The sequence below is a fragment of the Micromonospora yangpuensis genome (genome assembly GCF_900091615.1).
GTDB classification, from domain to species: domain Bacteria; phylum Actinomycetota; class Actinomycetes; order Mycobacteriales; family Micromonosporaceae; genus Micromonospora; species Micromonospora yangpuensis.
Genome location: NZ_FMIA01000002.1, coordinates 266,074 through 288,874 on the forward strand (window position 1 = coordinate 266,074; position 22,801 = coordinate 288,874).

At 72.7% G+C, this 22,801-nt stretch carries 23 protein-coding genes; 16 read left to right on the plus strand and 7 right to left on the minus strand.

Annotated elements, in window-relative coordinates:
* Window positions 1-16: 16 nt before the first annotated feature.
* Together GA0070617_RS01340 and GA0070617_RS01345 are read right to left on the minus strand one after the other, a co-directional pair.
* Window positions 17-1,684: a GTPase gene (locus GA0070617_RS01340; protein ID WP_091445712.1), complete on the minus strand. Its 1,668-nt coding sequence runs from the start codon at window positions 1,682-1,684 to the stop codon at window positions 17-19.
* Between the two features lie 40 nt (window positions 1,685-1,724).
* Window positions 1,725-3,539 carry a GTPase domain-containing protein gene (locus tag GA0070617_RS01345; RefSeq protein ID WP_091432843.1) on the minus strand — a complete coding sequence of 605 codons (1,815 nt, stop codon included), beginning with the start codon at window positions 3,537-3,539 and terminating at the stop codon, window positions 1,725-1,727.
* A gap of 188 nt (window positions 3,540-3,727) precedes the next feature.
* Between GA0070617_RS01345 and dnaK the strand changes: the two genes are divergently transcribed.
* The 5 genes from dnaK to GA0070617_RS01370 all read left to right on the plus strand — a co-directional run bounded on the left by dnaK (window position 3,728) and on the right by GA0070617_RS01370 (window position 8,647).
* Window positions 3,728-5,620, plus strand: coding sequence for a molecular chaperone DnaK (gene dnaK, locus GA0070617_RS01350; protein ID WP_091432846.1), 1,893 nt, complete (start codon window positions 3,728-3,730; stop codon window positions 5,618-5,620).
* 49 nt (window positions 5,621-5,669) lie between these two features.
* Window positions 5,670-6,449: a nucleotide exchange factor GrpE gene (gene grpE, locus GA0070617_RS01355; RefSeq protein ID WP_091432849.1), complete on the plus strand. Its 780-nt coding sequence runs from the start codon at window positions 5,670-5,672 to the stop codon at window positions 6,447-6,449.
* Between the two features lie 82 nt (window positions 6,450-6,531).
* Window positions 6,532-7,722: a molecular chaperone DnaJ gene (gene dnaJ, locus GA0070617_RS01360; RefSeq protein WP_091432852.1), complete on the plus strand. Its 1,191-nt coding sequence runs from the start codon at window positions 6,532-6,534 to the stop codon at window positions 7,720-7,722.
* Window positions 7,723-7,750: 28 nt separating this feature from the next.
* Entirely contained in the window at window positions 7,751-8,191 is a 441-nt protein-coding gene (locus GA0070617_RS01365) for a heat shock protein transcriptional repressor HspR (RefSeq protein WP_091445714.1), read from the plus strand.
* 102 nt (window positions 8,192-8,293) lie between these two features.
* Window positions 8,294-8,647, plus strand: coding sequence for a hypothetical protein (locus tag GA0070617_RS01370; RefSeq protein ID WP_091432855.1), 354 nt, complete (start codon window positions 8,294-8,296; stop codon window positions 8,645-8,647).
* Window positions 8,648-8,793: 146 nt separating this feature from the next.
* Here GA0070617_RS01370 and GA0070617_RS01375 read toward each other — a convergent pair whose 3' ends face one another.
* From GA0070617_RS01375 to GA0070617_RS01390, 4 genes are all read right to left on the minus strand, one after another.
* A complete protein-coding gene (locus GA0070617_RS01375) occupies window positions 8,794-9,225 on the minus strand; it encodes a hypothetical protein (RefSeq protein WP_091432858.1) in 432 nt (143 codons plus the stop codon).
* 291 nt (window positions 9,226-9,516) lie between these two features.
* Complete coding sequence (locus tag GA0070617_RS01380; RefSeq protein ID WP_091432861.1) at window positions 9,517-10,746, minus strand: cation:proton antiporter; 1,230 nt, start codon at window positions 10,744-10,746, stop codon at window positions 9,517-9,519.
* A 5-nt stretch (window positions 10,747-10,751) separates the two neighbouring features.
* Window positions 10,752-11,252: a cation:proton antiporter regulatory subunit gene (locus tag GA0070617_RS01385; protein ID WP_091432865.1), complete on the minus strand. Its 501-nt coding sequence runs from the start codon at window positions 11,250-11,252 to the stop codon at window positions 10,752-10,754.
* Between the two features lie 80 nt (window positions 11,253-11,332).
* A complete protein-coding gene (locus GA0070617_RS01390) occupies window positions 11,333-12,316 on the minus strand; it encodes an NAD(P)-dependent alcohol dehydrogenase (RefSeq protein ID WP_091445716.1) in 984 nt (327 codons plus the stop codon).
* 113 nt (window positions 12,317-12,429) lie between these two features.
* Between GA0070617_RS01390 and GA0070617_RS01395 the strand changes: the two genes are divergently transcribed.
* Window positions 12,430-13,146 (plus strand): TetR/AcrR family transcriptional regulator, encoded by a 717-nt coding sequence (locus GA0070617_RS01395; protein WP_091432868.1) that lies wholly within the window; start codon window positions 12,430-12,432, stop codon window positions 13,144-13,146.
* Between the two features lie 103 nt (window positions 13,147-13,249).
* Here the strand turns inward: GA0070617_RS01395 and GA0070617_RS01400 are convergent, their stop codons facing one another.
* Window positions 13,250-13,525, minus strand: a complete 276-nt coding sequence (locus GA0070617_RS01400; protein ID WP_091432872.1) for a hypothetical protein — start codon at window positions 13,523-13,525, stop codon at window positions 13,250-13,252.
* Window positions 13,526-13,721: 196 nt separating this feature from the next.
* Between GA0070617_RS01400 and clpB the strand changes: the two genes are divergently transcribed.
* The 10 genes from clpB (at window position 13,722) to GA0070617_RS01450 (ending at window position 22,789) form a co-directional block, all read left to right on the plus strand.
* Complete coding sequence (gene clpB / locus GA0070617_RS01405; protein ID WP_091432875.1) at window positions 13,722-16,313, plus strand: ATP-dependent chaperone ClpB; 2,592 nt, start codon at window positions 13,722-13,724, stop codon at window positions 16,311-16,313.
* A gap of 137 nt (window positions 16,314-16,450) precedes the next feature.
* Window positions 16,451-16,849: a VOC family protein gene (locus GA0070617_RS01410; RefSeq protein WP_091432878.1), complete on the plus strand. Its 399-nt coding sequence runs from the start codon at window positions 16,451-16,453 to the stop codon at window positions 16,847-16,849.
* Window positions 16,850-16,979: 130 nt separating this feature from the next.
* Window positions 16,980-17,378, plus strand: coding sequence for a hypothetical protein (locus tag GA0070617_RS01415; protein WP_091432882.1), 399 nt, complete (start codon window positions 16,980-16,982; stop codon window positions 17,376-17,378).
* Between the two features lie 112 nt (window positions 17,379-17,490).
* Window positions 17,491-18,126 (plus strand): DUF4178 domain-containing protein, encoded by a 636-nt coding sequence (locus GA0070617_RS01420; protein ID WP_091445718.1) that lies wholly within the window; start codon window positions 17,491-17,493, stop codon window positions 18,124-18,126.
* A gap of 3 nt (window positions 18,127-18,129) precedes the next feature.
* On the plus strand, window positions 18,130-18,636 hold the full coding sequence (locus GA0070617_RS01425; RefSeq protein WP_091432886.1) for a DUF2617 family protein: 507 nt from the start codon (window positions 18,130-18,132) through the stop codon (window positions 18,634-18,636).
* Window positions 18,633-19,058: a DUF4247 domain-containing protein gene (locus tag GA0070617_RS01430; protein WP_091432890.1), complete on the plus strand. Its 426-nt coding sequence runs from the start codon at window positions 18,633-18,635 to the stop codon at window positions 19,056-19,058. The genes GA0070617_RS01425 and GA0070617_RS01430 overlap by 4 nt, the downstream gene beginning before the upstream one ends.
* A 38-nt stretch (window positions 19,059-19,096) precedes the next feature.
* The gene (locus tag GA0070617_RS01435) at window positions 19,097-19,519 is read left to right on the plus strand and encodes a DUF350 domain-containing protein (protein WP_091432893.1); all 423 of its coding nucleotides are present in this window, start codon (window positions 19,097-19,099) and stop codon (window positions 19,517-19,519) included.
* Window positions 19,520-19,578: 59 nt separating this feature from the next.
* A complete protein-coding gene (locus GA0070617_RS01440) occupies window positions 19,579-20,283 on the plus strand; it encodes a hypothetical protein (RefSeq protein WP_139135548.1) in 705 nt (234 codons plus the stop codon).
* On the plus strand, window positions 20,280-21,884 hold the full coding sequence (locus tag GA0070617_RS01445) for a polyamine aminopropyltransferase (protein WP_091432899.1): 1,605 nt from the start codon (window positions 20,280-20,282) through the stop codon (window positions 21,882-21,884). Before GA0070617_RS01440 ends, GA0070617_RS01445 begins: the two co-directional genes overlap by 4 nt.
* 83 nt (window positions 21,885-21,967) lie before the next feature.
* Window positions 21,968-22,789, plus strand: coding sequence for a hypothetical protein (locus tag GA0070617_RS01450; RefSeq protein ID WP_091432904.1), 822 nt, complete (start codon window positions 21,968-21,970; stop codon window positions 22,787-22,789).
* The last annotated feature ends 12 nt before the right edge of the window (window positions 22,790-22,801 follow it).

Below are 22,801 nucleotides of genomic sequence, written 5' to 3' on the forward strand. Positions count from 1 at the left end.
CGTCGACCGGGAGGGGTCAGCGACGGGTGGCGGCCCGCAACGCCGCGCCCGCCTCGGCGTACGACGCGAGCACGGTACGCACCGGCGAGACGACGTACTCCTCGCCGACCTCGGCGACCGCGGCGGTCAGCCGCTGCTCGGCGCGGTGCCGGGCCCGACCGGCGGCCCACCGGACGACCGGACGGGTCACCACCGCCACCAGCAGGCCGGCGAGCAACCCGCCCAGCAGCAACAGGGTCGGCAGTGGAACCGCACCCACCTGTGGATTGTCCAGCGGCGGCAGCCCGATCGCCCGCAGCCCGTAGCCGAGCACGAGCCAGCCCAGCCCGGCCACCGCGGCGAGGGTCACCAACCACTGCAGCCCGCCGACGACGCGCCACCAGAGCGGGCGGGAGTCCATGCCCAGGTCGGTGCCGGCGACCGCGCGGTCCAGCGCGTCCGGCAGGTCCGCCAGCCGGGACCGGGCGGCGCTGGTGACCGCGGCCGGCCAGGTACCCGGCAGCCCCTCGCCGGCCTGGTCTGCGACGGTCCGCACGGCCAGCCCCAGCGCGGACCGCTGGGCGGCGGTGGGGTCCGGCACCGAGGTGGCGGCCAGCGGCTTCTCCGCCGGTGCGTCGGTGTCCGTGCCGGCCGGGTCGGGCAGGTGCAGCCGGCGCAGCGGATCGGGGCGCAACCGGCGCCAGCCGCGGACCAGTGGCCAGTCCGTCGCCCCGCCGGCCCGATGCCGGTACGCCTGCCCGACCGCCTCGGCCACCACCGGCACCCCGGCCGTACCCGCCAACGCCCGGTGCAACGCCCGGACCGCCGTCTCGTCGGGCCCGGCGGCCGACCTGTCCGGACCGACCAGCTCGTCCAGCCCGGCCACCACCACGTCCACGTCCCCGGCGAGCCGGCGCAACACCGCCTGGCGCTCGGCCACGGTGCGTTCCAGGGCGGCCCGCAGGTCGTCCAGGCCGCCCGGATCGACAGCCGCGGTGGCCAGCAGCGGTACGCCGTCCAGCCGGTCGGTGTCGAGCAGCCGGCGCAGGTCGGCCATGACCCGGGGCAGCTCGGTCGGGGGCAGCCGGTCGGCCTGGTTGAGCACGACCACCGTGACGTCCTTGTGCCGGTGGAACTCGCGCAGGTAGCTGGTGTGGATCACCCGGTCGGCGTACTTCTGCGGGTCGACCACCCAGACCACGAGGTCGACCAGGCCGAGCAGCCGGTCCACCTCCAACTGGTGCGAGCGCTGCACCGAGTCGAAGTCCGGCAGGTCGAGCAGGACCAGTCCGTGCAGATCGGACTCGTCGTCACCGTCCAGCACGCTCTCCCGGACGAACCGGTGGCGGGGCAACACCCCCACCCAGTCGAGCAACCGGTTCGCGCCGTCCAGCGGCCCCCAGACACAGGCGTGTGCCACACCGGTGGTGGGACGCCGCACCCCGACCGGGGAGAGACTCATCCGGGCGAGCGCGTTGAACAGGCTCGACTTGCCACTTCCGGTGGACCCGGCAAGCGCGACCACGGTGTGGTCCCGGGACAGCGCGAGCCGGGTGCCGGCCCGCTCGACGAGGGTGTGCGCGGGCACGAGCTGGCTGTCCGGCAGGTGACCGTCGACCGCCGTCAGGAACCGGCGGACCGCGTCGAGTCGCGTGAGCAGCTCGTCGGCGTCGACCCGCTGGTCACCGCGGAACGCCTGCCGCATCCGACCCACGATGTCGGTCACGGACCGAACCTCCTCGCGCTCACGGATTGAGCCTTTCGTCGGCCAGCCCGCTGTGCTGGCGGTTGATCTCGACCCAGGCGGCCGCGCCGCGTAGCTCCGCGGCGGTCGCCGGGTCGGGCCGGGCCTCGGCGGTCCGCGCGAGGTAGCGGGCCGCCTCCTCGTCCAGCAGCGTGCGGACCCGCTCCAGCAGGTCGGCCCGTGCCTTGGCGGCCAGCGTACGCACCGCCTGGTCACCGAAGATCGCCTGGAGCACGGTCTGCGCGGCGACGGTGGTGCCGGCTCCGGCGGCCACCTCGGCGCCGGTCGGGATGAAGGCCGTCGAGGCGAAGACCGCGATCATCACCGCCAACCCGGTCGCGTTCACCGCGTACGCGGCCGTACGGGCCACGAAGCGCCGGTCACCGCCCTCCTCGCGGACCAGCTCCAGCACCCCCCGCTGCCAGTCCCGGACCAGCCGTTCGGCACGCTCGGAGAGGTCGTCGGCGGGGTGGGCGAGCCCGGGTTCGAGCAGTGCCGCCCCGGCCGGATGGGCCCGCCACGCGGTGTGGGTGTGCTCGGCGGCCTCGGCGGCCACCCCGCGGAGCAGCGTGACCAGCTGCGACTCGATCGCGGTACGCAGCTCGGCGGCGGGTGCGGGTCGGCCGGTGACCGCCGCCACCACCCGGTCGCGCAACCGCCCGATCCGGGCCTCCAGGGTGCGGAAGAACTCGCCGGTGCCGACGAACTCCTGCCACCGGGCGAGCACCTCACCCCGGAGCAGCCGGCCGTCCCGCAGCCCCTGCTCGACGGTGCGGTGCGCCCCCCGGTACGCGGCGTCGACCCGGTCGTCCAACGCGTCGGCGGCGGCGGTCTGCTCGTCGGCAGCGGCGGCGAGGCCCTCGACGGTCGGCAGCAGGGCGGCCAGCGCGCCGTCCAGTGTCTGCCGGACCACTGCGGCGCGGGCCTCGGCGTCGGCGGCGAGTCGGGCGAACCAGGTCGACAGCGGGGCGGTGGCCCAGTCGGGCAGCAACCCCTGCCCGTCGACCTGGGTCTCCGGCAGGACGAACAGGGGCGCGGCGGCCAGGTCCTGCTCGGCGAGCATCTCGGCCAGGTGGGCGCCGACCTCGTCGGTCGCCTCCGGCGGCACCCGGTCGAGCACCATGGCGATGGCCGCTCCCCGGCCGCGGGCGCTGCGCAGCAGCTCCCAGGGGACCGCGTCGGCGTACCGGGCGGCGGTGGTGACGAAGAGCCAGAGGTCGGCAGCGGCGAGCAGCTGGCCGGCCAGGGCCCGGTTGGCGTCGACCACCGAGTCGATGTCGGGGGCGTCGAGGAAGGCCAGGCCCGGCGGGAGCGCGGGCGCGGCGACGATCTGCAGGGTGCCCGGGTCCTCGCTGGGCTCGTTGGTCCGGGTCAAACCGGGCAGCAGTTCACCCCGGCGGAACCAGCCGGAGTCGGCCGGGTTGCAGACCAGCACCGGGGACCGGGTGGTCGGGCGGAGCACCCCGGCGGTGCTCACCCGGGCCTGCACCAGGCTGTTGACCAGGGTCGACTTGCCGGCGCCGGTGGAGCCCCCGACGACCACGAGCAGAGGTGCGTCGAGCCGGCTCAACCGGGGCAGCAGGTAGTCGTCGAGCTGGTCGGTCAGCGCGGTGGTGGTGCGTCGGGCCGGCTCCGCCGAGGGCAGCTCCAGCGGGAAGCGGGCGGTGCTGATCGCCAGCCGCAGATTGCCGAGCGCGGCGGGCAGGCTGCCGTCCGCGCCGAGGTCAGGAGGGATCTGCACGGCATCCGGTTGCCCGGGGCGGGCCACGGTGGTGGGCGCGCCGGACTCTGTGGCGGGATCGCCGTGCGGAATCACCGCTAAAGCGTGCCCGACCGATGCAACAGAAGACAACCGGTGGGTAGCCGAACGTCGGGTTGCGTCGGGTCGGCTCAACCCGGATTTGACGAATGGCGTGAGCGTGGCACTATTGAGTCACGTTCACTCAACTTGACGCGGGTGCACTCCCGTCACCTGCTCCAACGGTATGAAGCGAGGAAGCGAACATGGCACGTGCGGTCGGTATCGACCTCGGCACGACGAACTCCTGCGTCAGCGTTCTCGAGGGCGGTGAGCCCACCGTCATCGCCAACGCTGAGGGCTCGCGGACGACCCCGTCGATCGTCGCGTTCGCCCGCAACGGTGAGGTGCTCGTCGGTGAGGTCGCCAAGCGCCAGGCGGTGACCAACCCGGACCGGACCATCCGGTCGGTCAAGCGGGAGATCGGCACCAACTGGTCCGTCGACATCGACGACAAGAAGTACACCCCGCAGGAGATCTCGGCGCGCACGCTGATGAAGCTCAAGCGGGACGCCGAGGCGTACCTGGGCGAGCAGATCGCCGACGCGGTGATCACCGTCCCGGCCTACTTCAACGACGGCCAGCGGCAGGCCACCAAGGAGGCCGGTGAGATCGCCGGCTTCAACGTGCTGCGGATCGTCAACGAGCCGACCGCGGCCGCCCTGGCGTACGGGCTGGACAAGGGCTCCAAGGAGCAGACCGTCCTGGTCTTCGACCTCGGTGGGGGCACCTTCGACGTCTCCCTGCTGGAGCTGGCCGAGGGGGTCATCGAGGTCAAGTCCACCAGCGGTGACAACAACCTCGGTGGTGACGACTGGGACCAGCGGATCATCGACCACCTGGTGAAGACCTTCCGGGGCGAGCACGGCATCGACCTCGGCCAGGACAAGATGGCGCTGCAGCGGCTCCGGGAGGCTGCCGAGAAGGCCAAGATCGAGCTGTCGGCGGCCACCACCACCAACATCAACCTGCCGTACATCACGGCCGGCTCCGCCGGCCCGCTGCACCTGGACGTGACGCTCAGCCGCGCCGAGTTCCAGCGGATGACGCAGGACCTGCTGGATCGCTGCAAGGGCCCGTTCGAGCAGGCGATCAAGGACGCCGGCATCAAGCTGGCCAGCGTCGACCACGTCATCCTGGTCGGTGGATCGACCCGGATGCCCGCCGTGACCGACCTGGTCAAGCAGCTCACCGGCAAGGAGCCCAACAAGGGCGTCAACCCGGACGAGGTCGTCGCCGTCGGCGCCGCCCTGCAGGCCGGTGTGCTCAAGGGCGAGGTCAAGGACGTCCTGCTGCTCGACGTGACCCCGCTGAGCCTGGGCATCGAGACCAAGGGCGGCATCTTCACCAAGCTGATCGAGCGCAACACCACCATCCCGACCAAGCGCTCCGAGGTCTTCAGCACCGCCGACGACAACCAGCCGTCCGTGCTGATCCAGGTCTTCCAGGGTGAGCGGGACATCGCGGCCTACAACAAGAAGCTCGGCACCTTCGAGCTGACCGGCCTGCCGCCGGCGCCGCGGGGCGTGCCGCAGATCGAGGTCACCTTCGACATCGACGCCAACGGCATCGTCAACGTGCACGCCAAGGACCTGGGCACCGGCAAGGAACAGAAGATGACGATCACCGGCGGCTCGTCGCTGCCGAAGGACGACATCGAGCGGATGCGCCGGGACGCCGAGGAGCACGCCGACGAGGACAAGCGTCGCCGCGAGGAGGCCGAGGCCCGCAACGTGGCCGAGGCGCTGCAGTGGCAGACCGAGAAGTTCCTCGCCGAGAGCGGTGACAAGCTGCCCACGGAGAACCGCGACCAGATCAACGAGGCGCTCGGCGAGCTGCGTGGCGCCCTCGGCGGCACCGACATCGAGAAGGTCAAGTCGGCGCACGAGCGGCTGGCCAAGGTCTCCCAGGAGGCCGGCGCGCTGCTCTACGCCCAGCAGGCCGAGCAGGGCCAGCCGGGTGCCGAGGGCCCGGGTGGGCCGGGCGGACCGGGTGCCGGGCCGGCCGGCGGCGCGCAGGCCGGTGGCACCAACGCCGGGCCGGCCGGTGGCGCGGACGACGTGGTCGACGCGGAGATCGTGGACGAGGACAAGAAGTGACAGCCCGTCCCCGCCACGTACGCACCGCACAGGGATCGAGGTAGCCGCGATGACGGATAAGCCACGAGCCGCCGACCCGGAGACCACCGGGTCGGTGCCGGGTGGCTCCGCGCCCGGCCGGCACGCCGCCGCCGAGCCGCAGGTCGTCAGCCCGGACAGTCAGCAGAACGACGAGGTCGAGCAGGAGTCGGCGGCGACCGACGCGAGCGCCGACGTCCCGGCCGACGGCCTGGTCGAGGAGGCCGAGGTCGTCGTCGACGAGATCGAGGTCGAGGAGGCCCCGGCCGGGCCACCGGTGGTGGACGCCCCGGCCCAGCCGGCGGAGAGCACCAAGCCGGCAGCGGAGAGCAAACCGGCGGCGGAGAGCAAGCCCAAGGACGCCGCGCCGGCCCTCGGCGCGGAGCTGGCGGCCCTCCGCTCCGACCTCGACGAGCGGACCCGGGACCTGCAGCGGGTGACGGCGGAGTACGCCAACTACCGCAAGCGGGTGGACCGGGACCGGGGCGTCGTCCAGGAGCAGGCCACCGGTTCGGTGCTGGCCGGGCTGCTGCCGATCCTGGACGACCTGGACCGGGCCCGCGAGCACGGTGACCTGGTGGGTCCGTTCGGCGCGGTGGCCGAGCAGCTCACCACCGTGGTCGGCAAGCTCGGGCTCACCCCGTTCGGCGAGCAGGGTGACCCGTTCGACCCGACCCGGCACGAGGCGGTGGCGCACCAGACCTCCGCCGACGTCACCGAGCCGACCTGCGTGCAGATCATGCGTCGGGGCTATCTGCTCGGCGAGCGGCTGCTGCGGCCAGCGCTGGTCGCGGTCGCCGACCCGGAATAGTGCGAATCCGTGGCCGGGTCGTCCCGTCCGTCGACGATCGGCGGGCGGGACGACCGGGCCACGCCTGGCAGGGGGTGGACCGGTGAGTTCCAAGGACTGGATCGAGAAGGACTTCTACGCCGTGCTGGGCGTGGACAAGTCCGCCTCCTCGGACGAGATCAAGAAGGCGTACCGGAAACTGGCGCGGGAGTCGCACCCGGACCACAACCCCGGTGACACCAGGGCCGAGGAGCGGTTCAAGGCCGCGTCCGAGGCGTACAACGTGCTCTCCGACGACAACCGCCGTCGGGAGTACGACGAGCTGCGTGCCCTCTTCGGCTCCGGCGCGTTCCGGCGTGGAGCCCGTACCGGTCAGCCCGGTGGCACCCCCTTCGACGTCTCCGACCTCTTCGGTGGCGGCGCGGGCGGGGGTGACCGGCGCTTCGGCGGGGCCGGCGGCGGTTTCTCCGACCTGTTCACGTCGATCTTCTCCGGTGGTGGGGCCGGCGGTGGGCCGGGTCGCCCCGCCGGGCCGGCCCGGGGCCGCAACGTCGAGGCCGAGGTCGCCCTGGACTTCACCGATGCGGTACGCGGGGTGACCATCCCGTTGACGTTGCGCTCGCCGGGGGTCTGCGACACCTGCCACGGCAACGGCGCCAAGCCCGGCACCCAGCCACGGACCTGTCCGGTCTGCCACGGGGCCGGGACGACCACCCGCAACCAGGGTGCGTTCAGCTTCGCCGAGCCGTGCCGCAACTGTCAGGGCGTCGGCACCGTCGTCGAGGAGAAGTGCCCCGAGTGCCAGGGCACCGGCGGCGTGACGAAGACCCGTACGTTGAAGGTCCGGTTCCCCGCCGGGGTGGCCGACGGCCAGCGGATCCGGCTCAGTGGCCGGGGCGAGGCCGGTGAGCGTGGCGGCCCGGCCGGCGACCTCTTCGTACACGTGAAGGTCCGGCCGGACGAGTTGTTCGGGCGTACCGGGGACGACCTGACCCTGACCGTGCCGATCACGTACGCCGAGGCGGTCCTGGGCACGGACCTGCGGGTGCCGACCCTCGACGGGGTGGTGACGCTACGGGTGCCACCGGGTACGCCGAGCGGGCGGGTGCTGCGGGCCCGGGGCAAGGGGGTCAGCCGTCGCGAGGGCCAGGCCGGCGACCTGCTGGTCACGCTGGACGTGGTGGTACCGGCGAAGGTGTCCGACGAGGCGCAGGCCGCCCTGCGGGCGTTCGCCGAGCAGACGCCGCCGGCCGGGCGGGAACATCTCGACGCGCGGGTACGTCGCTTCGGGTAACCGTGGAGTGCATGCGGAGGTGAGCGGGATGTCGGACGAGTTCGCCGGTTCGGGCGACCCTGCCTACGAGGCCAAGGTCCTGATGATCTCGGTCGCGGCGCGGATGGCGGGGATGCACCCGCAGACGCTGCGCCAGTACGACCGGCTGGGGCTGGTGCAGGCCGGGCGGGCCGCCGGTGGCGGTCGGCGGTACAGCGTCCGGGACGTGGTACTGCTCCGTGAGGTGCAACGGCTCAGCCAGGACGACGGGGTCAACCTGGCCGGGATCAAGCGGATCATCGGCCTGGAACAGTTGCTGGAGCAGGCCCAGCAGCGGCTGGCCCGGATGGAGGCGGAGCTGGACGCCGCGTACCGGCGGGTGGCCGAGCTGGAGTCGCTGGCCCGCTTCCCCGGTCGTGACCTGGTCCAGACCACCCGGTCCTCGACGGCGCTGGTGGTCTGGCGGCCCCGCCGCAACCCGGACCGCTGAGCCGGCTGCGGTTCGGTCGGATCCCCGGCGCGGTCAGTCCACCCCGTCTAGCCTGTGACCAGGTGTTGTCCGCCCGATCTGGGCCCTTGGTGAGGGGGAGTAGTGACAGGAGCGGCCAAGAAGGTGGCGCAGGCGGCGGAGGACCAGCTCGACCGGGTCGCCGAGGGCGTCCGCGAGAAGTTCGACGAGATCACCGACGCCCGGCTCTCCGGTCGCACCGACCGGGCCGCCGGCCACCGACCGCAGTCGGGCCAGGACGCCGGCCACCGGCCGCAGTCGGGCCCGGATGCCGGGCAGCGGTCGGACGCCGACCAGGGTGCCGAGCGGGCGAAGCCCCGACCGCCGGCTGGTGGCGGCGCGGATCGTCGTCCGCCGGCCGGTGGCGGCGCGGACCAGAACAGCGAGCGCGGCCGGCCGGAGCGCCGGACCGAACGGCACGGCCGGTCGATCGGCTGACCGCCGCACCAGGCCGGTCACCCGGCTCGGTCGCTCCGGCTCGGTCGCTCCGGCTCGGTCGCTCCGGCTCAGGGCCGCGAACGGGCCGGGACCCACGGGGGGTCCCGGCCCGTTCGCTGGCTGCGGGTCGCGGGTGCGTCGGCGGCTCAGTCGAGTCGGCGGTTCTCCCGGACCAGACCGCCCTCACACCAGTCCCGGTAGACGAAGAGGGTCGGGCGGGCCAGCAGCACCCGCGAGTTGTGCGCCCAGGTGCGCATCAGCTCGTCGCCGGAGCGCTCGGCCTGGTCGACCAGCTTGCGGAACCGGCGCCTCGGGTGGGCCCGGAAGCCCGTCCGGATGCCGTCGGCGGCGTAGATGTAGAGGCAGTGCAGGGCGAACCGGCGGGCCGGACAGGTCGGATCCATCGCCAGGTCGAAGAGGGTCGTCACCAGCCGGTCTCCGGCGACCAGCAGGTCCCAGTCCTGCGGCATGCTGGTCAGCGGCACCGAATCGGGTTGGTACGCCCAGGCCCGCAACTCCGCGGGGGACGGGTCGACGGGGTTGGCGAAACCGGAGAAGCTCGATTCCTGCACGCTCAACCGGCCAACCTTCCGCATCGCGCCCGCGCCGGCACCGGCCGGCCCGCAGGCCCCCTGGGCTGCTGGGGCGACACGTTAACGCGGTACCGGTGACCTGCGGTAGCCCCTTGCTGGGAGATTTCGGCAACCGTCGGTCCGACCGGACCGGCCGTACGGGCAAGCCGCCTGGACACGGTGCCGAAGGTCACGCCGGTGAGGTGGCCGCCGGCGTCGGCGACGGCACCGGGATCCCGGTGCCGCCGGTCGCGGCGACGCGGGCCTGCCGGAGCGACCCGGGCCGGTCCCCGTCGCTCAGTCCGGGGTGGGTAGCGGCGGTCCCTCGGGGGTGGGGACCGGCCTGGCCAGCCGGGCCGCCGACCGCTGGCGCAGCCACTGCTTGAACCACGCCAGGTCAGGCAGTCGGGCCAGCATCGGCCCGGTCACCACCGTGATCAACACGTACGCGGTGGCGAGCGCCGTCAACCGGGGTTCCACCGTCCCGGCGGCGACCGCGAGCCCGGCGATGACGATGGAGAACTCCCCGCGTGGCATCAGGGCCAGGCCGGCCCGCCACCGGCCGGGCTCGGCGATGCCGACCCGCCGGGCGGCCAGGTACCCGGTGAGCAGTTTGGTCCCCATGGTGACCACGGCCAGGGTGAGCGCGGGCAGCAACACCGGCGGCATCTCCCGGGGGTCGGTCACCAACCCGAAGAAGACGAAGAAGACCGCGGCGAACAGGTCCCGCAGCGGGGAGAGCAACTCGGTCGCGTGGTGCGCCACCGGCCCGGACAGGGCGATGCCCACCAGGAACGCGCCGACCGCCGCCGACACCTGTAGCTTCGCCGCGATGCCGGCGACCAGCAGGGTGAGCCCGAGCACCCCGAGCAGCAGCGCCTCCGGGTCCCGGGCCGACAGCGCCGCGGAGATCCACCGGCCGTACCGGATGGCGACGACCAGGACGACCATCACCGTGCCCGCCGCGACGGCGAGGGCCAGGCCGCCCCGGACCAGGCCGACGCCGGCCAGCAGCGCGGTGAGCAGCGGGAGGTAGAGCGCCATCGCGAGATCCTCGATGACCAGCACCGACAGCACCACCGGGGTCTCCCGGTTGCCGACCCGACCCAGGTCGCTGAGCACCTTGGCGATCACGCCGGAGGAGGAGACCCAGGTGATGCCGCCGAGCACCACCGCGGCCAGCCAGCCCCAACCGAGCAGCAGGGCGAAGGCGACCCCCGGCGTCGCGTTGAGCACCGCGTCGATCAGCCCGGCCGGGGCGGCCGACCGCAGGTTGCCTACCAGTTCGTTGGCCGAGTACTCCAGGCCGAGCATGACCAGTAGCAGGATCACGCCGATCTCGGAGCCGACGGCGATGAACTCCTCGCTGGCGGTCAGCGGCAGGATGCCGCCGTGGCCGAAGGCCAGGCCGGCCAGCAGGTAAAGGGGGATCGGGGAGAGCCCGATCCGGCGGCTGAGCCGGCCGAGCAGGCCAAGGCCGAACAGCAGGGCGCCCAGCTCGACGAGGAGCGAGGTCTCCGCCGGCATCCGGCTCAGCCGTCCGGGTCACTGTCGGCGAAGATGGCGGTCACCCCGTCGAGGCCCTGTCGGGTCCCGACCACGACCACCACGTCACCGGCCGCGAAGCAGAACGAGGGGACGGGCGAGACGATGACCTCGCCGTGCCGTAGCACCGCGACGATGGAGGCACTGGTACGCGTCCGTGCCCTGGTGTCGCCGAGCAGCCTGCCGACGTAGGCGGAACCGGCCGGAATGGCGATCTGCTCGGTGAGCAGCCCGGCGGCCTGCTCCCGCAACCCGGCGAGCTGGCCCAGCATCAGCGACGCGCCGAGAATGTCGGCCAACGCCTCCGCCTCGTCGTCGGTCAGCGGGATGTCCGCCTGACACGCGTCCGGATCGTCCGGGTCGTAGAGGACCAGGTCACGGCGGCCGTTGCGGTGGGAGACCACCCCGAGTCGGCGACCGGACTCCGTCACCAGGTCATGACGCATGCCGATGCCCGGCAGCGCGGTCTGTTCGACGCGTACTCGCACCAGCCCACGCTACTCCGCTTCACCGAAGCTCTCCGCCCCTCGTTCTCGTCGACCGCGCGGGGGCTCGGCGGAGGGCACGGTCAGACGGTCACGACCACCTTCGCCCGGGCGTGTTCGCCTTCGAGGTAACGCAACGCCTGCGGCACCTCGGACAGCGGGTAGCTGCGGTCGACGACCGGGACGAGCCGGCCGGCCTCGGCGTACCCGCGCAAGGTGTCGAGGTGCTGGCGGCCGGGGACCGTGTCGAGGACGACGATGCGCTGTCGTACGAAGGGTGCCAGCAGTCGTCCGCGGGTGAGGAGCCAGACCGGTCCGACCAGACCGCCGCCGCGGTACACCCCGCCGCCGGAGAGCACCAGGGTCCCGGTCGGGGCCAGCACCCGGCGCAGTGCGGTGAGGGAGCGGTTGCCGACCAGGTCGAACACCACGTCGTGGCGGCCCGGGCGGCGGGTGAAGTCGTCGCGGGTGTAGTCCACGACCTCGTCGGCGCCGAGCGAGCGGACCAGGTCGACGTTGCGGGTGCTGCACACGCCGGTCACCCTCGCGCCGAGGGCCTTGGCCAGTTGGACGGCCAGGGTGCCGACGCCGCCCGAGGCGCCGTTGATCAGCACGTGCTGGCCGGTCTCGACCCGCCCGGCGGCACGCAGTCCCAGCAACGCGGTGACCCCGGCCAGCGGCAGGGCGGCGGCCTGCTGCGGCGTCAGGTTCGCCGGCTTCGCCGCGACCAGTGTCTCGGGCACGCAGACGTACTCGGCGAACGCGCCGTTGGCGTCACCGAGGTCGCCGAAGACCGCGTCGCCGGGGCGTACCTGCCGCACGTTGCTGCCGACGGCCTCGACCCGACCCGCGAAGTCACGGCCCCGGATGCGTGCCCGCGGCGCCGTCCGCCCCAGGGCCAACCGGGCCAGCCGTGGATCGCCCCGCACGACATGCCAGTCGTACGCGTCGAGCGCGGCGGCCTCGACCCGCACCAGCACCTCGTGGGCGGCCGGCACCGGCCGGTCGACGTCGGCGAGGGTGAGTGTCTCCGGTGGTCCGTACCGGTCCTGCACTATCGCCCTCATCTGCCCCTCCTCGATGTGTACGGCGTACACCGACTGTCGAAAGGGTAAGTGTACGGCGTACACAGGTCAAGGTGGTTAGGGTTTTGACCGTCGACGGAGGACGGGGACCTGAGATGGCTGAGCAGACCGAGACGCTGCGCCGGACGCCGCTGAGCAGGGATCGGATCCTGCGCGCCGCCGTCACCCTCGCCGACGGGGCCGGCATCGAGTCGCTCAGCATGCGCAACCTCGCGCAGGAACTGGGCGTCGTGCCGATGGCGCTCTACCGGCACGTGGCCAACAAGGACGAACTGCTCGACGGCATGATCGACCTGGTCGTCGGCGAGATCAGCCCCCCGGCCGCCGGCGTCGACTGGAAGCCGGCAGTGCGCGGACGCGTCCTCTCCGCCCGCCAGGTGCTGCTCCGCCACCCCTGGGCGTCGCTCGCGATCGAGTCGCGGAACATGGCGACGCCGGCCGTCCTCGCCTACCTCGACTCGGTGGTGGGAACCTTGCGGGCCGGCGGCTTCTCCGCCGACCTCACCCACCACGTGATGCACGCGATGGGCAGCCGGGTGCTGGGCTTCAGCCAGGAACTCTTCGACGCCGGCCGGCGCGCGGGCCGCTCCGGTGCGGTCGACCCCGAGCCGTCGATGGCCCTGCCGCCGGAGGTGGCGGCCCGGTTCCCGCACCTCGCGGAGATCGCCACGGCCGCGTCACACGAGGACGCCTCGGTGGTCGGGTCGGGCTGCGACGACCAGTTCGAGTTCGAGTTCGCGCTGGACCTGCTGCTGGACGGCATCGAGCGGCTGCAGCGGCAAGGCTGGACCTCGACCCGCCGACCCCGCTGAGATCCGGTCCACCGCGAGACGTCACCCCGCGCCCCGCCCCCGCGCCGCACCCCGCCCCCGCGCCCCGCCCCCGTGAGAGGGGTGACCTTCTCTACCGAAAGCGTTAACAGGGGGCCCTTCCGCGGTTGCGCAGGTTGGTGACGCGGCCGGCCAGGATGCGGTCGGCCCGGGCCTCGTCGGCCACGACGATGCCCTCGATCGCCGACGAGGCGGTGATGCTGGCGACCCGGGCGCGGTCGGCCAGTTGGCTGAGCAGGCCGGGAAGTTGGTCGCGGTAGAGCGCCTCGGAGCCACGTCCCACATCCACCGTGCTCAGCGCGGTCACCAGGGTGCCGGGGATCTGGCCGAGGAGTCGGTCCAGGTCGACGAAGCTACGCATCAGCTACCTCGAGAATTAAGTGCATAACCACCAGCCAGACTATTTAGTTTGTCGGATTCCGTTGGGTAGTTAACGACGTCGGCGTGACCGAGGGGCGGGGGGTGGAGGGTGATGTGGGTCACCGGTTAGAGTTGAGTGGAATACGCTCAACTCTGGCTTCGTCCTAACCACTGGACACGCCTATCCGGGGGAGCCCATGAACACGGAACGTCTCACCACCAAGAGCCGCGAATCCATCACCGGTGCCGTCGCCCTGGCCAAGCGGGGCGGCCACGCGACCGTGGAGCCCTGGCACCTGCTGCTGGCCCTGCTGGACACCGACGGGTCCACCGCCGCCGGCCTGCTGCGCGCCGTCGGGGCAGACCCGGTCGAGCTGCGCCGGGCCGCCCAGCGGGCGGTGGACGCCCTGCCAGCGGCCCGGGGCTCCAGTCTCGCCGAGCCCACCCTGGCCCGCGAGTTCGTCAACGCCATCGGGGCCGCCGAGCAGATCGCCCGGCCGCTCGGTGACGAGTACACCTCGACCGAGCACCTGCTCGCCGGGCTCGCCCAGGTCGGTGGCGGGGTCTCCACCACGCTGAAGAACGCGGGGGCCACCGAGGAGAGCCTGGTCGCCGCCTTCCCGTCCGTGCGGGGCGGGGACCGGCGGGTGACCAGCGCCGACCCGGAGCAGACCTACCAGGCCCTGACCAAGTACGGCGTCGACCTGACCGCCAGCGCCCGGGACGGCAAGATCGACCCGGTGATCGGCCGGGACTCCGAGATCCGCCGGGTGATCCAGGTGCTGTCCCGGCGTACCAAGAACAACCCGGTGCTGATCGGCGAGCCCGGGGTCGGTAAGACCGCGATCGTCGAGGGCCTGGCCCAGCGGATCGTCGCCGGTGACGTGCCCGAGTCGCTGCGGGACAAGAAGCTGGTCTCGCTGGACCTCGGGGCGATGGTGGCCGGCGCGCAGTACCGGGGGCAGTTCGAGGAGCGGCTCAAGTCGGTGCTGGAGGAGATCAAGGGCTCCGACGGCCAGGTGATCACCTTCCTCGACGAGCTGCACACCGTGGTCGGCGCGGGCAAGGGCGAGGGCTCGATGGACGCCGGCAACATGCTCAAGCCGATGCTGGCCCGGGGCGAGCTGCGGATGGTCGGCGCGACCACCCTCGACGAGTACCGCGAGCACATCGAGAAGGACCCCGCCCTGGAGCGCCGCTTCCAGCCGGTGCTGGTCGGTGAGCCGACCATCGAGGACACCATCGGCATCCTGCGTGGCCTCAAGGAGCGGTACGAGGTGCACCACGGGGTACGGATCACCGACGCCGCCCTGGTCGCCGCCGCGTCCCTGTCGGACCGGTACATCACCGACCGGTTCCTGCCGGACAAGGCGATCGACCTGGTCGACGAGTCCGCCTCCCGGCTCCGGATGGAGATCGACTCCCGGCCGGTCGAGGTGGACGAGATCGAGCGGGCCGTCCGCCGGCTGGAGATCGAGGAGATGGCGCTGGCCAAGGAGCCCGACGAGGCCTCCGCCCAGCGGCTGGAGCGGCTGCGCAAGGAGCTGGCCGACAAGCGTGAGCAGCTCACCGCCCTCTCCGCGCGCTGGCAGACCGAGAAGGGGCACATCACCAGGCTCTCCACCGCCAAGGAGGAGCTGGAACGGCTCGGCGGCGAGGCCGAGCGGGCCGAACGCGACGGCGAGCTGGAACGCGCCGCCGAGCTGCGTTACGGCCGGATCCCGGCGCTCAAGGCCGACCTGGCCACCGCCGAGGAGGAGCTGGCCCGGTTGCAGGCCGACGGCGCGATGCTCAAGGAGGAGGTCGGCGCGGACGACATCGCCGCCGTGGTCGCCTCCTGGACCGGCATCCCGGCCGGCCGGCTGCTGGAGGGCGAGACCGCCAAGCTGCTGCGGATGGAGGAGTCGCTTACCGAGCGGGTCATCGGCCAGGCCGAGGCGGTCACCGCGGTCTCCGACGCGGTCCGGCGGGCCCGGGCCGGCATCGCCGACCCGGACCGCCCCACCGGCAGTTTCCTCTTCCTCGGCCCCACCGGTGTCGGCAAGACCGAGCTGGCCAAGGCGCTCGCCGGGTTCCTCTTCGACGACGAGCGGGCGATGGTCCGCATCGACATGAGCGAGTACGGCGAGAAGCACTCGGTGGCCCGCCTGGTCGGTGCCCCGCCCGGTTACGTCGGGTACGAGCAGGGCGGCCAGCTGACCGAGGCGGTGCGCCGCCGGCCGTACTCGGTGATCCTGCTCGACGAGGTGGAGAAGGCCCACCCGGACGTCTTCGACCTGCTGCTCCAGGTCCTCGACGACGGCCGGCTCACCGACGGTCAGGGTCGTACCGTGGACTTCCGCAACACGATCCTGATCCTCACCGCCAACCTCGGGTCGTCGGTGATCAGTGACCTGACGCTCGCCGACGAGCAGCGTCGGGAGGGGGTCCTGGCGGTGGTCCGGGCGCACTTCAAGCCGGAGTTCCTCAACCGCCTCGACGACATCGTGGTCTTCGCCGCTCTCCGGGGTGACGACCTGCGGGCCATCGTGGACATCCAGCTGGGACTGCTGGGCAGGCGCCTGGCGGACCGCCGGCTGACGCTGGAGGTCACCGACCCCGCCCGGGTGTGGCTGGCCGAGCACGGTTACGACCCGATCTACGGTGCCCGGCCGTTGCGTCGGCTGGTCCAGTCGGCGATCGGCGACCAGCTCGCCAAGGCCCTGCTCGCCGGCCGGATCCGGGACGGCGACACGGTCCAGGTCGACCTGGCCGACAGCAAGGACGCCCTGACCGTCACCGCCGCCTGAGCCCGGCCGTCTCCGCGCTGCCTGAGCCGGCCGTCCGCCCGCTGCCGCCCCGTCGGGTCCGCCCGTCGGGGCGGTGTCGTGACGCAATCCGGGAGTTGTCGCCCCGAAGAGGGGCGAAGTGCGCTACGCATGTGCGCATGCGTATCCAACGGATCGACCATCTGGTGCTCACCGTGACGGACCTCGACCGGACGGTCGACTTCTACACGAAAGGGCTGGGCATGCGGGTGGAGACGGTCGACGAGGGGCGCCGGGTGCTCAGCTTCGGCGGACAGCGGATCCACCTGCACGAGGCGGGCCGGGAGGTCGACCCGAAGGCGACCCGCCCCACCCCGGGCAGCGGCGACCTCTGCCTGGTCACCGACTCGCCGCTGGCCGAGGTACGGGAGCACCTGACCGGCCTGGGCGTCACCGTCGAACTCGGACCGGTCCGACGTACCGGGGCGATGGGGCCGATGACCAGCATCTACGTCCGGGACCCGGACGACAACCTGATCGAGGTCGCCAGCTACCGCCGGGAGCCCACCGCGAGCTGAGCCCGCCCCGGGAGCTGAGCCCGCCCCGGGAGCTGAGCCCGCCCCGGGAGCTGAGCCGGCCCGCCCCGGAGGCTGAGCCGGCGCGTTCCGGAATGTTCGGCCGGGGCCCCGGCTGGGAACAGTGGCCGGCATGGCCGACAACCCGGGACCGGACGAGCGCCTGGCCGTGACGATCGCCGAGCTGGACGCGGCGACCGGAACACTGGCCGGGTCGGACACCCTCGCCTTCGGCGGGGTCGGCCTGGCCGGCACGATGCTGCCCGCCACCGAGGCGTACCAGCGGTTGCTTACCGCCGTGGCGGCTCGACCGGACGAGGTACGGACCCGGCTGGACTGGTTGCTCGGCAACGGCTCCCCGGCCGGTCGGGCGTACGCGGCCACCCTGCTGGACCGGCTCGACCCGAGCGCCGGGCGGGCCGCCTGGGCGGGGCTGCGGGGCGAAACAGGGGAGTTGACCACCTTCACCGGCTGCCTGATGGAGCGCACCACCCTGGGGCAGTACGCCGACGCCCGGCTCGTCGCACCGTGAACCCGTCGCGGGCGGGACTCCCGGTAGTCGGCCGATCACCGGTCGGCCTTCGAGTTCCCGCAGGTGCGCGAGGTTGTTACCGTCTGCGCCAACACACCTGGGGGGTCGAGTGTTGAACGGTTCAGTCGCGTACCTGGTCTCGGCGGTCGGCTGTCTGGTCGGGGTGGCCGGGCTGGTGATCGCCCTGGTCGCACTCCAGAAGAGCAGGTCCCGGCCGGCACCGGCACCCGCCGCGCCCGCCGACCCGTTCCGGGACGTCGACGCCGACGCGCTGCGGGGCGACCCACGTCGGCTGCGCCCCGGCGACATCATCGACGTACGTGGCCGGTCCTGGACCGTGCGCGGCTCGATCCACCTCGTCGAGGGAAGCTGGAGCTGGGCCGAGCACCTGCTCGACGACGCCGGGGGCGTCAAGCGCTGGCTCTCCGTCGAGGAGGACCCCGACCTGGAGCTGGTGCTCTGGGAGGCCGAGCCGGGGGCCACCGTGACCCCGGGCGCGCCGACCATCGACTTCGGCGGTCGCCGCTACAACTGGGACGAGACCGGACAGGCCCGCTACACCGCCGTCGGCACCACCGGTCTCGACCCGACCGGCACCATGCGGTACCACGACTACCAGGGGCCCGGTGGCGCCCGGCTCTCCTTCGAGGCGTACGGCGACGCGGGCTGGGAGGTCGCCCGGGGTGAGCTGTTGCACCGCGGCGAGGTCATGATCTACCCGCAGGGCGGTCCGGAGAAGGTGAACTGAGCGGTGCTGGTCACCCTGGACACCCCCTACGTCGACACCAGCGCCGCCGACCTGAGCCTGGCCCTCGGTGACGCCGAGCGACCCGCCCTGCACGTGCTCGACCTCGTCCTGCCCGGGCCGGTCGAGCTGCGGCTGCGCCTGCTCGGCGCCTCGCACCAGGTGCTGTTGCGCACGGCCGGCACCGAGCTGAGCGAGACCGTCGCCTGCCTGCCGGGCCGGCCGCCGGAGCTGCCCGACGCGGCGTACGACGAGGCGGCCGGTCACCGGTTCACCGCCTCGGTGCTCCGGCTGGCCCCGGCCGAGCTGAGCGCCCGGGTCGCCGAGCTGCGCGCTGAGCTCGCCGACGATCCGTACGCGCTGGTGGGTGTCTTCGGCGGGGACGTGGACGCGGTGACCGCGCTCTCGGTACGCCGGGATCCGCCGGCCGGGGCGGCCGGTTGGCGCACCTGGCACGCGTATCCCCAGACCGGCGAGCTGGTCCTGACCGAAACGGTGGTGGCACTGAGATGACGTACCGGCGGTGGTTCGTGATGGGGGTGGCCGTCGCGATGGTCGGCGTACTGCTTGCCGGGTTCGCCATCTTCTACGGCAACTTCTCCCCGCGCGGGTTCGTCGAGGACCGGTACAACCGGGCGGCGAACCGGGACATCGGCCGGGAGGCGATCGCCTACACCTCCAGCCGGCCACCGAGCGCGGTGGCCAAGGAGGTCACCGACGCCTGGCAGCCGGCCGACCAGTACGTCGACGGCAGTGGTGTCTACCTCCGTTACGACGACGACTCCGTGGTCATCCTGCCGGTCGCCGCCGGTTCGGTCATCCTGCTGGAGCGGCTCTCGACCGCGTACCCGCGCTACCACTCGACGGTCGGTGGGGGTTGGGGTTGGGGCGGCGGCAGCACCATTCGGGGCGGCGGCCCCGGCAGCGGCAAGTGAGCTTCGCGTAAGACACCCCCCTCACCCTGGAGCCTCCTGTGCAGAACCTCGTCACCGATCTGCTGGCCACCCTCGCCTACGGGGTGGTCGGCGTCCTGTTGATGGGCATCGGCTACGTCCTGGTCGACGTGGCCACCCCCGGCCGGCTCAACCAGCTGATCTGGAACGAACGCAACCGCAACGCCGCCGTGCTGCTCGCCTCCAACCTGGTCGGGGTCGGCACCATCGTGGTCGCCGCGATCGTCGCCAGCGACCACAACTTCACCCTCGGCCTGATCGGCGCCGGCGCGTACGGTGTCCTCGGTCTGCTCATCATGGCGGGGGCGTTCGTGCTGCTGGACGCGGTGACCCCCGGCCGGCTCGGTGAGATCCTGGTCGACCCGGAGCCGCACCCCGCGGTGTGGGTGTCCGCCACCGTGCACGTCGCTGCCGGCGCGATCATCGCAGCCGCGATCAGCTGATGGCGTCGACGAAGCAGCTCACGGATGGGAGAGCCTCCCGGGGGGTCGTGATCGGGTCGATGGCCGCGGTGTTCGTGGTGTTCGGCTGCTGCGTGGGTGACGACTTCAGCAATGTCTTCACGAGTGACAGCGGCAGCACGGCGGTGCCGCCGCCCACCAGCACCCAGCGCCAGGACACCGTGCCGATCCTGGCGCGGGCCGCCACCGAGCAGGGCCTCTGCTACGGCTGGAAGCTGGTGGACGGCTCGCAGGCGGTCACCGTCGGCTCCAACCTGGGCGACGGGATCGCGGTCGAGGACAATCCGGGCTGCCCGCGCTGGTTGCAGCTGGTGGCCGACGTCGACTACACCTCCGCGAGCAGCGAGTTGGAGGACTCGGCGTCGTTCCGGGTGGCTGGCTCGCCGGACCTGGACCGGGCCAGGCTGGGCGGGCTCGACACGGACCTGGCGCGGTTCGGGCTGACCGAGGAGGTCTTCGTCGACGATCCGGGCTGGGCGGTGACCCGGGCGGCCAGCGTGCTGCCACTGCTGGCCGCCGAGGCGGGTCTGGTCGAGCCGCTGGCCACCGCTCCGGCAGCGCCGGCGGCCCAGGTCACGGCCCTGCCCGATGCCGGTAGTGACCTCTGGCGGGACCGCAGTGGCTACCTCTTCGCCGTCGGGGCGCTGCTGCTGGCCGCCGTACTGTTGATCATTGTTGGTCTGGTGCAGCGCAGCCGGCAGCGGCGAGCGGCCCCGGCCCCGACCGGCCGACAGCGGGCCCGATGACCGTCGCCGCCGCCGGGGCCGTCGTCGGACCGCCCGAGGAGGACGCGCCGGTACGGCCGTACTGGCGGCTGGCCCGCGCCGCGGTGCTGGTCGCGGTCTTCGTCTGCGCGGCCTGCGGCCTGGTGTACGAGCTGGCGCTGGTGGCGCTGGGCAGCTACCTGATCGGCGACACGGTCGGGCAGGCCTCGATCGTGCTCGGCGTGATGGTCTTCGCGATGGGCATCGGCGCGCTGGCGGCCAAGCCGTTGCAGTCCCGGGCGGCTCCCGCCTTCGCCCTGATCGAGCTGGCCCTGGCGCTGCTCGGTGGCCTCTCGGTGCTCGGGCTCTATGCGGCCTTCGCCTGGCTGGACCTGTACGGCCCGGCGCTGGTCGGTACCGCCTTCGTGCTCGGTCTGCTGATCGGCGCGGAGATCCCCCTGCTGATGGTGCTGCTGCAACGGATCCGCGAGCAGTCGGCCGGCAGCGCGGTCGCGGACCTCTTCGCCGCCGACTACATCGGGGCGCTGCTCGGTGGACTCTCCTTCCCGTTCCTGCTGCTGCCGCTCTTCGGGCAGCTCAAGGGCGCGCTGGTGGTCGGCGCGGTGAACGCCGTCGCCGGGGTGGCGTTGGTCCTCACGGTGTTCCGCCGGGACCTGAGCCGCCGGGCCACGGTCACCATCGTCGCCAGCACCGTCGTGGTCGGACTCCTGCTCTCCTACGCCTGGGTGACCGCCCGCGACTTCGAGCTGACCGCCAGGCAGCAGCTCTACCGGGATCCGGTGGTGCACGCCGAACGCAGCCGCTACCAGGAGATCGTGCTTACCCGGTCGGTCGCCGAGCCCGGCCGCAGCGTCACCGACCTGCGCATGTTCCTCAACGGCGACCTCCAGTTCAGCTCGATCGACGAGTACCGCTACCACGAGGCCCTGGTGCATCCGGCGCTCAGCGGGGCCCGGGGTGAGGTGCTGGTCCTCGGCGCCGGTGACGGCCTGGCGGTCCGGGAGGTGCTGCGGTACCCGGACGTGCGCCGGGTGACCGTGGTGGACCTGGACCCGGCGGTGGTGGCGCTGGCCCGCAGCGAGCCACAACTGCGCCAGCTCAACGGCGACGCCTTCGCCGACCCCCGGGTACGGGTGGTGCACGCCGACGCGTTCACCTGGCTGCGCGAGTCGGCCGAGCGGTACGACGCGGTGGTGGTGGACCTGCCCGATCCGAACGAGACGGCCACCGCGAAGCTCTACACGGTCGAGTTCTACACCCTGGTCCGGGTGGCGCTGGCCGACGGGGCCCGGATCGTGGTGCAGTCCGGCTCGCCGTACTTCGCGCCCCGCTCGTACTGGTCGATCGAGGCCTCCATCCGGGAGGCCGGGTTCGCCACCGTGCCGTACCACGTGGACGTGCCGTCCTTCGGCAACTGGGGGTTCGTGCTGGCCGAGCCGGGTACCCGTACCCCGCAGCTGCGGCTGTCCGACGACGTACCCCGGTTGCGGTTCCTGGACGCGGAGACGCTGCGCTCGGCGGCGACCTTCCCGGCCGACCGCCGGCGGGTGGACGTGCCCGCCTCGACCCTGCTCAACCCCCGGGTGCTGGAGTACGCCCGGACGGAATGGCGAGGCTACTGACCGTTCCGGCGGGTCGCGACGCCACTTGGCGTGCCGCACTGGCCGGTTGTCGATACGGTGTGCTGATCTAGGAGAGGAGAACCGTGGTCGATTCCCAGAACACGCCCGCCCGTGCCCGGCCGAGCGTCGTCACGATTTCCAGTTATCTGATTCTCGCCTTCGCGATCACCCAGGTGATCGGCCTGATCCTGTCCTTCCTGACCATCGGTCCCACCCGGGACGCGTTCCAGGAGGCCTACCAGGGGTCGGACCCCGACGGTGCCGCCACCCTCGCCAACGTGGGGGTCGCCTTCGCCATCGGCGCGAGCGTCCTGGTGGTGCTGCTCGCGGTCGGGCTCTTCGTGCTCGCCATGCTGAACAACCGGGGCAAGAACTGGTCCCGGATCACCACCTGGGTGGTCGGTGGGGTCCTGGTCTGCTGCAGCGGTGGCGGCCTGATCAGCGGCGCGGCCGGGATGGCCGGCAACCAGAGCGGTGGCGACATCGACACCGACGCGCTGCAGCGTCGGCTGGAGGCGGACCTGCCGTCCTGGTACAACGGGGTAAGCATGACCCTGTCCGTGCTCGGTCTGCTGGCGCTGCTCGCGGCGCTGATCCTGTTGGCGCTGCCGGCGTCCAACGAGTTCTTCCGCAACAAGCCGCAGGGTTGGGAGCCGCCGGTTCCCGGCGGCAACTACCCGGGCCACCCGCAGGGACAGCCGGGCTACCCGCAGACTCCGGGGCACCCGCAGGGCTCGAACGATCCGGGCTACCCGTCGCCGTCCGGACCGCCCCAGGGCTCGGGCGACCCGGGTTACCCGCCGCCGGGGCAGTCGCCGGGCGGCCAGTTCCCGCCGTCGCAGGGCGACCAGGGCCCGCCGTCGCAGGGCGACCAGGGCCCGTCGGACCGGCCGTCTGGAAGTTGACGGCCGGATAAG